12 protein-coding genes, 1 tRNA gene and 1 pseudogene are annotated in these 14,273 nt (G+C 57.8%); 5 read left to right on the plus strand and 9 right to left on the minus strand.

All coding sequences use genetic code 11. The features are described 5' to 3' along the window. The first annotated feature begins 63 nt into the window (after positions 1-63). Positions 64-1,083 carry an FUSC family protein gene (locus tag ACRC4F_RS09515; RefSeq protein WP_438659072.1) on the plus strand — a complete coding sequence of 340 codons (1,020 nt, stop codon included), beginning with the start codon at positions 64-66 and terminating at the stop codon, positions 1,081-1,083. On the opposite strand, the gene ACRC4F_RS09520 is transcribed toward ACRC4F_RS09515, so the two are convergent. Further along, positions 1,084-1,977 carry a DMT family transporter gene (locus tag ACRC4F_RS09520; RefSeq protein WP_438659073.1) on the minus strand — a complete coding sequence of 298 codons (894 nt, stop codon included), beginning with the start codon at positions 1,975-1,977 and terminating at the stop codon, positions 1,084-1,086. 135 nt (positions 1,978-2,112) lie between these two features. Between ACRC4F_RS09520 and ACRC4F_RS09525 the strand changes: the two genes are divergently transcribed. Together ACRC4F_RS09525 and ACRC4F_RS09530 are read left to right on the plus strand one after the other, a co-directional pair. Next, positions 2,113-2,550: an Lrp/AsnC family transcriptional regulator gene (locus tag ACRC4F_RS09525; protein WP_438659074.1), complete on the plus strand. Its 438-nt coding sequence runs from the start codon at positions 2,113-2,115 to the stop codon at positions 2,548-2,550. Positions 2,551-2,607: 57 nt separating this feature from the next. Beyond that, positions 2,608-2,937 carry a YceK/YidQ family lipoprotein gene (locus ACRC4F_RS09530; RefSeq protein WP_438659075.1) on the plus strand — a complete coding sequence of 110 codons (330 nt, stop codon included), beginning with the start codon at positions 2,608-2,610 and terminating at the stop codon, positions 2,935-2,937. Between the two features lie 59 nt (positions 2,938-2,996). Here the strand turns inward: ACRC4F_RS09530 and ACRC4F_RS09535 are convergent, their stop codons facing one another. Continuing rightward, complete coding sequence (locus ACRC4F_RS09535; protein ID WP_008006561.1) at positions 2,997-3,668, minus strand: Bax inhibitor-1/YccA family protein; 672 nt, start codon at positions 3,666-3,668, stop codon at positions 2,997-2,999. Positions 3,669-3,791: 123 nt separating this feature from the next. Between ACRC4F_RS09535 and ACRC4F_RS09540 the strand changes: the two genes are divergently transcribed. Then, positions 3,792-3,879 (plus strand) — tRNA-Ser (locus tag ACRC4F_RS09540). Positions 3,880-4,154: 275 nt separating this feature from the next. Here the strand turns inward: ACRC4F_RS09540 and ACRC4F_RS09545 are convergent. The 5 genes from ACRC4F_RS09545 to ACRC4F_RS09565 all read right to left on the minus strand — a co-directional run bounded on the left by ACRC4F_RS09545 (position 4,155) and on the right by ACRC4F_RS09565 (position 10,439). Then, positions 4,155-5,474, minus strand: coding sequence for an OmpP1/FadL family transporter (locus tag ACRC4F_RS09545; protein ID WP_438659076.1), 1,320 nt, complete (start codon positions 5,472-5,474; stop codon positions 4,155-4,157). A gap of 142 nt (positions 5,475-5,616) precedes the next feature. After that, entirely contained in the window at positions 5,617-7,518 is a 1,902-nt protein-coding gene (locus ACRC4F_RS09550) for an acyl-CoA synthetase (RefSeq protein ID WP_438659077.1), read from the minus strand. Continuing rightward, entirely contained in the window at positions 7,518-8,474 is a 957-nt protein-coding gene (locus ACRC4F_RS09555; RefSeq protein WP_438659078.1) for a fumarylacetoacetate hydrolase family protein, read from the minus strand. Before ACRC4F_RS09555 ends, ACRC4F_RS09550 begins: the two co-directional genes overlap by 1 nt. 175 nt (positions 8,475-8,649) lie before the next feature. Then, positions 8,650-9,741, minus strand: coding sequence for a VOC family protein (locus tag ACRC4F_RS09560; protein WP_438659079.1), 1,092 nt, complete (start codon positions 9,739-9,741; stop codon positions 8,650-8,652). An 83-nt stretch (positions 9,742-9,824) separates the two neighbouring features. Continuing rightward, positions 9,825-10,439, minus strand: a complete 615-nt coding sequence (locus ACRC4F_RS09565) for a TetR/AcrR family transcriptional regulator (RefSeq protein WP_438659080.1) — start codon at positions 10,437-10,439, stop codon at positions 9,825-9,827. Between the two features lie 228 nt (positions 10,440-10,667). Here ACRC4F_RS09565 and ACRC4F_RS09570 point away from each other — a divergent pair. After that, positions 10,668-11,905: pseudogene (locus ACRC4F_RS09570) on the plus strand (NADH:flavin oxidoreductase/NADH oxidase family protein). 4 nt (positions 11,906-11,909) lie between these two features. Here ACRC4F_RS09570 and ACRC4F_RS09575 read toward each other — a convergent pair. Together ACRC4F_RS09575 and mhpA are read right to left on the minus strand one after the other, a co-directional pair. Further along, positions 11,910-12,557, minus strand: coding sequence for a TetR/AcrR family transcriptional regulator (locus ACRC4F_RS09575; RefSeq protein WP_438659081.1), 648 nt, complete (start codon positions 12,555-12,557; stop codon positions 11,910-11,912). A gap of 2 nt (positions 12,558-12,559) precedes the next feature. Next, positions 12,560-14,218 carry a bifunctional 3-(3-hydroxy-phenyl)propionate/3-hydroxycinnamic acid hydroxylase MhpA gene (gene mhpA, locus ACRC4F_RS09580; protein WP_438659082.1) on the minus strand — a complete coding sequence of 553 codons (1,659 nt, stop codon included), beginning with the start codon at positions 14,216-14,218 and terminating at the stop codon, positions 12,560-12,562. Between the last annotated feature and the right edge of the window lie 55 nt (positions 14,219-14,273).

Genomic DNA, 14,273 nt, shown 5'->3' on the forward strand with positions numbered 1-14,273 from the left:
CGAAGCCTGAACACGTTCAGAGCCCATCGACTGCCACCGCTGCTGCGCCGGCTACTGCGTCCATTGCTGGACCCGTATCGGCGCTATCGCCACGCAAAACTGATCCACGCAGTCCGCGTGTCGCTGGGGTTGCTGGCTTCGATCATGCTGACCACCGGCATCAACCTGCCCCATGGTGAGTGGGCGTCGGTGACGATGCTGGTGGTGATCGGCGGCTTGCAGCACCACGGCAACATCGGCAAAAAAGCCGCCGAGCGCGCCGTCGGCACGTTGATCGGCGCCAGTATCGGCCTGCTGTTGGTGGCGCAACAGGCCTGGCTCGGGATGCCATGGCTGACCTATTTCGTGATGTCGGTGGTGTGCGGGTTCTTCTCGTATCACGCCATCGGCAGGGGCGGTTACACCGCGTTGTTGGCCGGGATCACGGTGTTTATTGTCGCCGGGCATGGCGACAACCCGATCTCTGACGGGTTGTGGCGTGGTGTGGATATTCTGATTGGCGTGGCCCTGGCCCTGGCCTTTTCCTTCGCCCTGCCGTCGTATGCGCTGTATTCCTGGCGCTACAACCTGGCCAATGCACTGCGCGATTGCGCGACGATTTACGGACGCATCATCGATGGTCAGTCCGTCTCTGATGACGAACACCTCAAGATCATGAATCGCCTGAACGCGGTGATGGTGCAATTGCGTTCGCTGATGCCGTCGGTGTCCAAGGAAGTGAAGATTTCCATGACCGAGCTCGACGCCATCCAGCGCAATTTGCGCATGTGCGTCAGCACCCTGGAAATTCTCGGCAACACCCGGCCCGATGCCAACGACCGCGACGCCATGGCGCATCTGCAATCGAGCTTCAAAGCCGAACACCGGCAGATTCGCGTGCAACTGATCGGCATGGCCCGGGCGCTGAAAACCGGCGCTTCGCAGCGGCTCAGTCGCCCCGCCGATGTGCCGGTTGATTCAAGTCTGGAAGCGCCGGTCTATAACGCGCTGGACGGTTATCGACTACTGATCCGCCAGTTCGCTTCGAACATCGGCGAGATGCGCCAGCGCCTGGCCAAAACCGCACCGCGCTGGAACATCTGATTATTGTGTGACCGTCCGGCGAACCTTCAGGCCCCAACCCTGCTGCATGCCGGCGGCGGCCAGCAGAATCGCGGCGACACCGATCCATTGCAGCGGCTCCAGGCGATGCCCGAAGGCAAACCAGTCAACGAAAATCGCCGCAATCGGGTAGATGAACGACAACGCCCCGGTCAGCGCCGTCGGCAGTTTCTGAATCGCGCCGTATAGCAGCACATACATCACGCCGGTGTGAACAATGCCCAGCGTCACCAGGCTGGCCCAGGCACTTGGCGCTTGCGGCAATGCCGAAAAATGCGCGAAAGGTGCGAGCAGCAACACGCCGGTGCTGACCTGGATCAGGGCAATCAGGTGCGGTGGCGTGCCGGTCAGGTGTTTGATGATCAACGCCGCAATCGCGTACAGAAACGCAGCCCCCAAGGCCAGGCCGATGCCCATCAGGTAATCGTTGCCACCCGCGCCCTGCTCGCCATGGGCGCTGACAATCGCCAGCATCCCTAGAAACGAAATCCCCAGCCAGAACAGCTTTTGCAGGGTGATTTTCTCGCCCAGGAACAGCGCCGCGAGCCCGACCAGCATGAACGGCTGTACGTTATAAACCGCCGTGCCGATGGCAATCGAGGCACGGGAATAAGAGGCGAACAACAGCACCCAGTTGCCGACAATCGCCACACCGCTGAGCACCGCCAGCAGGAACGTGGTGCGGGTCAGAATACCCGGGCGCAAAAAGCCGAAGGCCGCGCAGATCAACAACAGCGTGCCGGCGCCGAACACACACCGCCAGAACACCACGTCCAGCACGGGCTGCCCGGATACCAGCACGAACCAGCCGATGGTCCCGGAGATCAGCATGGCAGCGCTCATTTCAAATGAACCGCGACGAATTGTGTTGTCCATCATCAGACTCCCGTGATTGAGACCAAATTATGCCAATCCGGCCAAGGGCTTCTCCAGAGCAAAAAGCAGGCTAAACTCGGTTTCTGCCTTTTTTATCAAGGCGTATTCAGTCAACCGCCTAACAGGGGATTTGCCATGACCGACGACATCGACCAAGTGCTAATCGGCGCGTTAATGGAAGATTCACGCCGCTCGCTCAAGGCCCTGGCGCACATCAGCGGCCTGTCCTCACCCAGCGTTGCCGAACGCCTGCGCCGCCTCGAAGAACGTGGCGTACTCAAGGGCTACACCGTCGAGATTGACCCCAAGTGCTTCGGCTATCAACTCCAGGCCATCGTAAGGATTCGCCCACTGCCGGGCCAGTTGCAGGAAGTCGAGCGGCAGATCCAGGCGATCCCCGAATTCACCGAGTGCGACAAAGTCACCGGCGACGACTGCTTCATCGCACGCCTGCATGTGCGCTCTATGGAGCAGTTGGACACCCTGCTCGATCGCCTCAACACCCACGCTGAAACCAATACCGCCATCGTCAAGAAGACCCCGGTCAAACGCCGCTTGCCACCGATGGCGTGAGTGCGGTTTTGCCTGGAAACGCGTAAATTGGCAATTTTCCGGCGAAGGATTGGCGGTATGAAAACTCAGGCAATATTACTCGCGGCGCTGATGCTGGCGGGTTGCGGCACGATTCAAACAGCTTTGCGCGGTGATGAAGTGGCGGCGAAGAGTCTCAAGGAGCACAAAAGTTACTGCGGTGCCGTTCCCCGTATCTACAGCGGCGTGACCTACGATTTCTGCATACTCAATGCGCCCCTGGAAAAAGGACGGGATGCGCAGGTGCATGACAATGCTCCGGCCATTGTCCTCATCGACGTGGTCATTTCCGGCGCTCTCGATACGTTGCTCCTGCCCTATACCATCTACCGCCAGCAGGCGGATGGCAGCATTATCATCACGGAATAAGCCCGAATTTCAGGCAATAAAAAACCCGCCCAGGCGGGTTTTTTACTTAAAGCCTGCGATTAATCATCGCGGCTCATGATGCCGAACAGCTGTAACAAGCTGACGAACAGGTTGTAGATCGATACATACAGGCTGATGGTCGCCATGATGTAGTTACGCTCGCCGCCGTGAATGATGGCGCTGGTCTGGAACAGAATGCAGACCGAGGAGAACAGCACGAAACCTGCGCTGATCGCCAGTTGCAGACCGCTGATCTGGAAGAAGAAGCTCGCCAGCGTCGCGCCCAGCAGCACGAAGAAGCCTGCGGTAATGAAACCACCGAGGAAGCTCATGTCCTTGCGGGTGATCAGCACGTAAGCCGACAGGCCACCGAACACCAGTGCGGTCATCGCGAAAGCCGAACTGACGACTTCAGCGCCGCCCTGCATGCCCAGGTATCGGTTGAGAATCGGGCCGAGCAGGAAACCCATGAAACCGGTCAGGGCAAATGCCGACACCAGGCCCCAGGCCGAGTCACGGAGCTTGTTGGTTAGGAAGAAAAGCCCGTAGAAACCGATCAGCACCACGAAAATGTTCGGGTAGCCGACACGCATCTGCTGAGCGACGAACGCCATCACGCCGCTGAATGCGAGGGTGAGAGCGAGCAAGCCGTATGTGTTGCGCAGGACGCGGCTAACCTCTAGCTGCTCAGCCTGCACGCTGTTATTAACTGCGTAATCCTGTTCGCGCATGGCGACACTCCTGTTGGTTTGAAACGTTCAGTCGCAAAGATCATAACAGACGCTCTGTAACAAGCCATGCAGAGAGTTTGACAGTGTGTTTCATTCAGGTATTATGGCGCCCGCAACGCAAACGGAGGTGTGGCCGAGTGGTTTAAGGCAACGGTCTTGAAAACCGTCGACTGTAACAGGTCCATGAGTTCGAATCCCATCGCCTCCGCCATATTTGTACCGACAAAGCCCTGATTATTCAGGGCTTTGTCGTTTCTGGCTTTTGATAAAATCCTACAGTCCATACTTCAGCCCATACCTTGGATAACTGCGTCCTGTCACGTCGAAAAGCTGTTCTCTCCATCCCCACCAGGCAGCTGGTGCAGGTGCGTAACCGCTTCAGGAACGGTCAACTGAGCCTACTTGAGTCCGAACACGTTGGTGCGGCGCACGCCGTTGGACTGGTTTTGCAGCTCGATGCAAACCTGCTGCGCAGCGCCTCACACGTTAGTACCGATAGGTAGCCTGCACTGAAACTCCATTCGCACTATTGTCGTAATTAGCACTGTATTCCGGTTGAATACCGGAGTTATTCGGCTGCTTTACCGAAACTTTGGAATCCCAGAGATAACCGTAAGCAAAGTCTATGGTCAGATCGGAATTCGGAGAGTAAGCGCCACCCAAGGTCACGGCCTGGCGATTTCCGACCGGAATACGCACGCTGCGGTCAGCATTCCTGATGGGCGAAGGATCATAGGCGTAGCCTGCGCGCAGCAGCCATTGTTGGTTCACTTGATAGGAGGCGCCGACTGCGCTGCTCCAGGTGTCGCGCCAGTTCATTTCTTCGATCACATGTCCCAGGCCCGCCGCCTGGCCCATGGGGGAAAGACCGCTGTTGACTGCCTCGACCTTCTGGATCCGGCTCCAGCGTTTCCAGGTGGCCCCTAGGTAGCCCGTCCAGCGACTATTGAAATGATGGGTGATAGACGTGTCCACGGATTCGGGCATCGTGAGGTTTATCTTGTTGTCGTACTTTCCGTCCAGCGGAATAACGCTCGGGGAGCCAGAAACCTCAGTATGCCCTTCGAGTTCATAATCCACCTTCGAGTGATAGTTAATCCCCCAACTGGTGGCTTCAGTAAAGTCGACCAGAATGCCTACGTTGTAACCAAGTGCCGTGTCATCGCCTTTGATGGTGACCAGCGTGTCCTCGCCGTTGTTCAGCGCACCGGTGGCCAGGTAATTCTGAAGTTTTGCATTGAAGCGGTTTACAGTCGGGCCGCCGCCAATGGACACGTAATCATTGATCCGCCAGGCAATGGTGGGCTGCAGCGTTATTTCCTTGGTCGTGCTGTAAGAACCATGATAGCGGCCCTGAAAAGAGTCCTCGTAATCATTGATCAGTCCACTCGGCGCATAAAGGCCCAGACCAATCGAAAGGCGATCATCAAGTGGCGTCGACATATAAGCGAAAGGCACCGCCCCCAAAGGTACTGAGTCCCCCTTGTTCGTTCCTGCGGCACTGCTCTGCGCATTACTGATGTCATCACTCACCGAGATGACCGCGGCACCGCCAGAAATCTCAGTGTGCTTCAACTTGGTCAAGCCTGCGGGATTTCCAAAGATGGTGCTGGCATCCAGCGCGGAAGATGATCTCCCCGCATAAGCAGTTCCCGCGCTGCTTGCACTTTGTTCGTTTAGAGCAATGCCATTGGCACTTGCGATTGTAGAGGCGCTGAGTAGTGCGATGGCACTGCTGAATTTAATCCAGACAGCGCACTTGCATTGAGCAGAGAGACACGGGATCACGCGGCTATTCAGTTTCATTTTCCACCTCTTGTTTATTATTTTTGTTGATTGCACGCAGGCAAGGCTTCGCCGTCCTGTGCACTTCTCAGTGCCGGTTGGAGTTGATCGATGGTGTGTAAAAGGCCTTGGCGCAACAGCGCCAGGGCGTGAATTCAGGAGTTCAATTAATCCAATCGACTTGAAAGCTGTAACGCCCCAAGAGCGGAGCCAAAACTTCCTGGTCAGTGCCGGCCCTGACGCAGGCAACCTGCCCACAACGACTGTCCTGCACCACTTCAACAGCAATACCCGAAAGCCCCAGACGTTCCACTTCCAGCTGGACTACTTTGGCAATTTCCCGCTGCTGCAAAGCGGGCTTGAATATCTTGCCCACCGCAGTCAGTGGCAACGCGTCAAGAATTTCAATGCGCTTGGGCACTGCTGCGCGCTCGCTGATGTTGTGATGAGCGAACACCTGAAGTTCTTCGGCGTTGCACACTTGCCCGGGGCGTAGTTGAACGTAGGCGACCGGCACCTCCCCCGAATAGGCATCGGGGCTGCCGATTGCAGCGGCCAAGGCAACGGCAGGATGCGTCTGAAGAGCCTCCTCGATTTGCTTGGGATCGATGTTGTGGCCGCCACGGATAATCAACTCCTTCTTGCGCCCGGTCAGCCAGAAATAACCCTGCGCATCCTGGCGACCCAAATCGCCCGTATTCAGCCAGCGCTGACCGTCGATATCGATCCAGAGGCCCTGGTTATGACGCTCCTCCAGATAGCCGTTGAATAGGTTCGGTCCACTGATAGTGATCAGGCCGATCTCATCCACGTTCGCGTCGCGCAGATACTCTCCAGAATCATTGAGCAAGACCGCGCGCATATTCTGGTAGGCGATCCGTATCCCGATGGAGCCGATATGGCGCTCGCCATGGGGGGGATTGATTGAAGAGACGCAGGCACCCTCGGTAAGACCGTAACCTTCAAGGATCTTTACCCCGGTCCGGCTCTCGAACTCTCGGAAAAGCTCAGCCGGCATGGGTGCGGCGCCACACATGGCAAAGCGCAGACTTGAAAGATCGCGCCCCTGCCATTCATTTTGCAGAAGCGCCGCATAGACAGTAGGCACGCCGGAAAAGAGGTTGATACCGAAGTGCTCGACCATCTCCCAGAATCGTGGGATCACCCCCTCGCCACGATACCCATGAGGCGTCCCGAGGATCACATGATCGCCCTGAGTCCAAGGCATCAGTCCAGTCACCAACTGGCCATTGACGTGAAACAGCGGCAGGCCACAAAAGATAACCTGACCACCGCTGCGTGGCTGCAAGTGGGCGGCCACGGCCCATGCGTTGAAGACTTCCGAGCCATGGGTACGCGCGGCGATCTTGGGGAGTCCGGTGGTGCCGCCCGTACAAATGTAGGAGGAGCACTCATCCTGGCGGATTTGCCGACCGCTCTTGAGGTGTGTGTGCGGCTGATCATTCATCAGCGATTGCCAATCGTGGATCGCGATGTCGCTGTGTAGTTCTCGTTCCTTCAATGCCATGGCGTTGCGCGCCCCCCGCACAGTCTCGGCGGCATAGGGCTCCATGCTGACCCAAACGACAGACTGGACCGTCGGCAACTGATCCAGCTGCGAAGCCAGTTTGGGCCAAAGATCGCTGCCCGCAGTCGGCGCGAGTGTCACCACCACGGATGCCTTTGCGGCATTCAGCAAGCCGGCCATCTGCTTGGCGTCAAGCAGCGGATTGATCGCCATGACGATCCCTGCCGCCTCGCCGCCCCATAGGGTGAAGTGGGTTTCCGGCAGGTTTGGCAGGATGAAGGCAAGCACCTGGCCCGGTTGTATGCCCAAGTCATGGAAGGCATTTGCCGCGCGGGTGATATCCGCGAAAAGCTGGGAGTAGCTCCACTTGCAGGTGCGTTTGAAATCGGCAGCATCAGCGAAGAAACTCAGCGCCGGTGCCTGTGGGTTGCGCTTGGCCGCCTGTCGCAGGGCTTCATAAGTGCTGCAAGCCAGACCACGCTCCGACAAGGAGACTCGTTCGAGACTTTCGATGTCATCCAGGGTCTGCACAACCATCAGGCTTCCCCCACGACGCAGTTGCGTTGTACACCGAGGTCGACCACACCATCGGCGCTACGAATACGCGCCTCGACCACGTCACCGGCTTTGAGGTACTGCGTCCGGCCTTCCTGCGCCTTGAGGAAAAGCATCCACTTGGTGGCTTCAGGCAGCAGGGCTGCAATGCGCATTTTGGCAGGCGAAGGGATCGTCAAGGCGCAGCCGGCAGGCGTACCGGTAGCGATCAAGTCTCCAACGGCGAAATCTTGCAAGGTGGAAAGTTCGGTCAGGGTTTCAGCGGGACCGTAAACGAGGTTGGCCGTGCTGTCGTTCTGGCGCACTTGATCATTCACCGTCAGGCGCAGCTGCAGTTCTTTCAGGTAATGCATGTTCCTGGCATCCAGCAGGCAGAGGTACGGGCCGACCGGGCCGAAAGTGCGGTAGCTCTTGCCCTTGTAGAACTGCATCTGGGGAATCTGAATGTCACGAGCCGAGTAGTCGTTGACAATGACGACGCCGGCAATGAACTCATGCAGATTGGCGTCGGTGACAGAAACAGACCCAGTGATTGCGCGCTTCATCACAAGGCCCAGTTCGATCTCGTAGTCAAGGAAACGCACGTGGCGCGGCTTGATCAGGTCGCTGTCAGCTGCCACCAGGCAACTCGTCGCCTTGGTGAAGATCATGTTGAATTTCTTCGCATCAGGGTCCATGCCCGACTCGATCATGTGCTGACGGTAATTGGCACCCTGGCAGACGAACTGCTGGTTGCGGGTCACCGGCGACAGCAGTTTTACGTCGCCCTCTTCCAACTCCGGACCTTTCAGTTGAGCGAGGTCGTCGAGACTGTTCTGGCTAATGAAGTCACCGGTGGTTTCAAAAACGCCGGGGACAACGGTGATACGGCCCTGGCGAAGCACGCCCCAGTGGATACCGTTCTCAAATTCAAAGCGGACTACGTGTACAGCAGACATTGAAGGTACTCCTGGAGCGGCGTTTGTCCCGCGTTCGGTGGCGCGAGAACTGTGGTGTTGTTCTGAAACGGGGCCGGCAACGGTGTAGACCCACACACCGCCGGCAATCAAAGCGCCGGCTTTAAGCACGTCCCGCCGGCGAAACCGGATTGAATTGCACGACATGGCGGCAGCTCTACCCGAACATCCGCATGAGCGTTATCAACTTCCGAAGGGTCAGGTCCGGGCTGCGTCGCAAGTTGCGGATCAGCAGAAGCAAATTGGTCAAGTTCAACTTGGGTTTGGTGAAACTCTTGGGCATGCGCTGCCCCCACTGCGCCATTGCTTCGGGGCTGACCGGATGAATGCCCCCAGGCCGGGTGGCGGTGAAAAGATCCCCGTCGCAGTAATGCTCGTGTTTGTCACCCCAAGGGTCTTGCCAGTAATCGAAGATCTGACTGCCCAGAATGTGCCGGCCGATACCCCATGAATGCTTCCATCCGCGGTCGCGCAAAACGCGCTGCCCCATACCCACGGCGTCTGCGTCGACGACTTCGTAGGCGCTATGGCTGTAGGTGGCCATGAACCCTTGCGCAATCGCGAGCGTATGGTGATCCGCCGGAGTGTCACCGAGATCAAGGCGCATGAAAGTGACGATAGGCGTGCCGTCGGGAAGTACCTGCACATCGCTGGGAATAAACCCGAAATGCCGCGTATACCAGGCACAGGTCGCTTGGTAGTCGGCGACTTCAATGACGATGTGACCAAGCTTGAGGACTTCAGGGGGAGCAATCGGCGGGCGCTGTGTGGCGTTGATTCGGGGCTGCTCGTGCGCCAGATTCCAGTTCAAAGGAGCTCTATGGGCCAGCGGTTTGCACAGCGTCTGGTCGCAGACGGCTTCCACGATGAAACCGGAAGGATCCGTCAGCCTGACGTAACACCCTTTGCCAGGATGCTCCGACTTTTCAATCGATGAAGCACCCGGGATTCGAGCGAGCTTCTCCAGATCTTCCAGAGACTGCACGGCAAGTCCGAATCCGATAAAACGTGCCTGTTCGGCACGTTGGACACGGTAACAGTAGGCAGTCGCTTCGGTGGCGCGCAGGTAGAGCGTATCGGCGTCCTGCCGACTGACCGTCAGGCCGAAGTCAGTGAGGAAGCGCGCCGCTGCATTCAAGTCCGGCCGCTGGAAGATCAGGTGAGTCAGATCATGGGCCTTCACCGTCGGCTGCGGATGCCGGGCGGGTTGTTGCGTCGCCAACCGGTGTAATTCGATTTTGTTGTTCATTGTTCTTGTTTTCCGGTTTTTTGGGCAAAACTGTGCCGAACCCCTGAAAAACAGGGGTTTATCCAGTTAAATCAATTACGAACTCAGTCGAGAGATGAAAGTGTCGGCAACTCTTTGGTCGCCAACTCACGAGCCTCTTCTGACGGTACACCCAATGCCCGCAGTACCAGCTCGGCGGTATCAGAGCCCGACTCGCGCCACGTTCGGTGACCTTCCAATACCAGGAAAATCGAACCCAATACGCTGCTCGATATCAGCGTCAGTACCGAGAGCAATTGCTCCTGCGCAAACGAGTAGCGCCCAGTGGCAAGCCCGCTCAGAAGATCCTTGGTTGCCTGGCTGCTGAACATTTCGCGCAACGCCGAATTGCTCATGGCGAATTTGTGGATGAACGCGCCCCACTGGGAGTCTTCGTGCGCTCGGCGAATGAAGAATCGTATGCCATTGGCAAGACGATGAGCGGGATCCGAAAGGTCGTCGAAGCTCTTGTTGACGCGCTCATGCATCTCCCTCGCGAGCTGGCTGGCGACCGCCTCGAACAGGCTTTCCATGCTGTCGATGTTGCTATAAACCGTTCCGCGCGCCACGCCCGCCTCTTGCGCGAGATCAAGAATGTTCACTTGTGAAGTGCCTCTCTCGGCGAACAGGCGAAAGGCGGCTTGATGAATACGGCGCTGTGTTGGATTCAGGGATTCCACGGCTCTCTCCAGGATTACCTTATGGACCGATTGAACACTCGTGTTCATTTTACGTCAACACTATTTTTTAGCATGCTGGATTGTCTAACCAAAAAACCGGCCTAGAACCTGACAAACCGAATAACAGGATTTGAGGTCATTGAATCATTTCAAGCCCTGCACATTGACATAATTGAACACGCATGTTCAATTACGTTGGTCGACTTTTCATCAGCTGAAGGACAGAACATGACCGGCTCAAATCTCTCCGAACCGCTCGATTGCCCAACGGCACGGTGATTCCAAACCGAATCGCCAAGGCTGCCATGGAGGAGAATCTTGGCAACGAGGAACACGCTCCGGGCGAGGCGTTGGTCAAGCTCTACCAGCGTTGGGCGGAGGGTGGAGCCGGTCTGATCATCACTGGCAACGTCATGGTCGACCGCCATGCCTTGACCGGACCGGCCGGCGTAGTGCTTGAGGACGGTCGGAATCTGGGCAAGTTCAAGCTATGGGCCGATGCTTGCCGCAGCCGTGGAGCCCAGGCCTGGATGCAAATCAATCATCCGGGACGCCAGCTATTGGCTTCAATGGGACAATCGGCAAGGGGTCCTTCCGCAGTGGCGGTCGATATCCCCGGACTTTCAAAAGCGTTCGTGCCGCCCAGGGCTTTGGAGGAGCAGGAGATCGAAGAGCTGATCGGGCGCTACACCCAAGCGGCGGTGCTGGCCGAGCGTGCCGGATTCACCGGTGTGGAGATTCATGCCGCGCATGGCTACTTGTTCAGCCAATTCCTTTCCCCCCTGACCAATCGGCGTGATGACCGTTGGGGCGGCAGCCTCGAAAATCGTGCGCAAATTTTATTAAAAACCATCGACGCCATACGTCAGCGAGTTGCACCGATCTTTTGCGTCGCAGTGAAGCTCAACTCCGCAGACTTTCAGCGCGGCGGGTTCGATGCCGAGGATGCGGCCCGCGTGGTGGAAATGCTGAACGCCAAGGCGGTCGACTTGGTCGAGTTGTCGGGTGGCAGTTACGAAAGCCCGGCCATGCAGGGGCAGACCCGCGATGGCAGCCGGCTGGCTCGAGAGGCCTACTTTCTCGAATTCGCGGAGAAAATAGGAAAAATAGCGCGCATGCCGCTGATGGTTACCGGCGGCGTGCGTAGAAAGGAGGTCGCGGAGCGCGTGGTGAGCGGCTCGATATCGATGGTCGGCCTTGCCACTGCGTTAGCAATCGAGCCAGCCCTGCCGAAACAGTGGATAGCGGGTCGGGACATCAAAGTGGAACCGATCGTGGTCCGCTGGAAGAACAAGGCGCTGGCTTCGCTTGCAGTGGCGTCGGTGATCAAGAAACAGCTTGGCCTGCTGAGCCAGGGAAAACGGACGAACCCCGGGACGTCGCCACTCATGGCGTTGATCGGCAATCAGTTGAAAGCCCGTCGCCAGGCGAAGAGCTATCGGCAATGGATTGATCAAGGCAGGTAGAGGATCAGGCCGGTAGCGGCTTGCCGGCGATTTTCCTGGCTTTGGCAGGTGTGACACCCAGAGCCTGGAGAACCATTTCGGCGACCCGCAGATCGTGCTCCGCCACTGCCCTTCCCTCGACAACCGAGCGCATGGCTCCGGTTGTGCACGATAAGACGATATCCAGGGCGACCCCTTCGTCCTGGTAAGCAAACGTGCCCGCACGCAGCCCCTCGCGCAGATCGCCCAGTACATGGTCAGCCAGGCGCGAGCGCATGGCCTGGTCGAAATGAATGATGCGCAGCAGCGCATTCGCCCATTGGTGGTCGGCCGCAGCCCGACAAACAAACATGCGCACACCGATCGAAAGCCGCTGCGCACCGCAGTTCACGTCCGCGCTGAGTGCGCAAATGGCATCGGAGAACTCGGCGGCCATGGCAATGCCCACCGCCTCCAGCACTTCATCGCGAGTCCGAAAATAGTTGTAGATGGTGCCATTGGATACCGCGGCTTCCGCAGCCACCTCGAGCAGTGCGATCTCCCCCACTTCCTTACGTGCGATAAGGCGCAATGCTGCGTCCATCAGGCCGCGGCGGGTGCGCTCACGCTTCTTGTGACCCCTCGTGAGAGGTTCTGGCGCATCACTTTCTAAAGGAAGTGTGGGGGAATGCATGATCAAGCTCGCAATTTAATGGGCGCGTTGATGGTAATGGAAACGCTGTCCGCAGTGGCGCCTTCGCTGGCCAGCAGGTTCCCGCAGTCTCGAAGGAGGTTGCCTGCCTCAGTGCCGGGGGCGTGGTGCATGATGATTCGGTCTGGACGAACAGCGACGAGCGTTCCCTTGGTTGCCAGTGGCAGGATCTCATGGTTCATGTCTTCGATGAAGTCACAGCTGCCGCCGGAGCGTTGGCCGCGTGCTCTGACTTCTAAAAAGTGGCCTCCCATTTTTTCCCAGGAAACAATCTGATCAGGGGTCAGCAGTGACAACGGGTCAACACCGAAGCCAACCAGGGTCAGGTTATCGCCAAGCGCATCGTCGCTCAGTTTGATCTGCTTTTGCAGGTTGCGAGTCCAGGCCTGGGGAAACAGACTGCCACGCACCAGCTTGTCGCCTCGGCGATGCTGCACAAACAGACCGTGTTTGAAGGTGTTCTTCGGCTTGATGTCCAACTGTTCGAAGTACCTTCTGGTCGAGGGAGTCAGCGCCAGCGTGCGCATCAGGCCGTGGACGAAGAAAGCGGCGACCTTGTTCTTGGGCATCACCAGACGGCCCATTAATTTCGCTAGATTGATCATTGCCTGAGCGTGGGGACGGCGTTCTACGTCATAGGTATCGAGTATTGCAGGCGCGGCATGGCCGCGAAGGACCCAAGCCAGTTTCCAGGCAAGGTTGGCGCCATCTCGAAGTCCGGCTACGAGGCCTTGCCCGACGAATGGAGGGGTAATGTGTGCGGCGTCACCAACGAGGAAAGTTCGCCCCTTGCTGAACCGGTTACAGCAGCGAGCGTGGAATCGATAAACCGCCTTGCGCTCGACTTCCAGCTCCTGCGGGTTGATCCATGGCGCGATCAGCCGGGCGATGCTTTCCGGGCTTTCCAGCTCCTCTCGAGACTCATTGGGTTGCAGCATGAACTCCCAACGCTCCCTGCCGCCGGGTGCGGGCATGTGCGGCGTCGGACGGCACGGATCACAGAGAAACTCAATGTGATCAATCGCAGATTTATGCCGGTTCTTGACGTCGACAATCAGCCAATCCTCCGCGTAGGTCTGCCCATCGAATTCCTGGCCTATCAGCGTCCTTACCCTGGAGCTCGCGCCATCTGCACCGATCAGGTACTGGGCGCGAACGGAATGCGACTGTCCGTTTTCATCCCGTACAGCGGCGACCACGCAACCCGCTTCCTCAGTTAGATTTTCAAGTTCGTAGCCACCCAGACTATTTACAGACTTCAGCCGGGACACCTGGGCGCGCATCGCTCGTTCGAGATCGGGTTGATAGAACGTCACAAGCTTCGGATGGCCGTCGATACACCCCTGTGTATTGGCTCGACCGAATTGCCCGAGAACCGGAGAGTGCATCTTCACCTCAGGGATTACGATTTTCTCGAAAGCATCTTCCGACAGACCTGCGAGTTGCAGGATGCGCAGCGCCTCGTTGTCCAGGGCAATGGCACGCGGCATCAGTACGATGTCATGGATCTTGTCCAGGACCAGGGTCGTGACGCCATAGCGGCCGAGCAGCGCGGCGATTGTCGCACCTACCGGACCATATCCGATGATCAGCACGTCGACGGCGGCGGGAGGCAATTCGCAAACTTTCTTGTTGTTGTTCATCTCGAGCCCTTGTTGTGATTGAAGTCGTGAGACGCGAGGTCCCATCGTCAGGCAC

It is taken from the genome of Pseudomonas sp. (assembly GCF_051660785.1).
Classification (GTDB): Bacteria; Pseudomonadota; Gammaproteobacteria; order Pseudomonadales; family Pseudomonadaceae; genus Aquipseudomonas.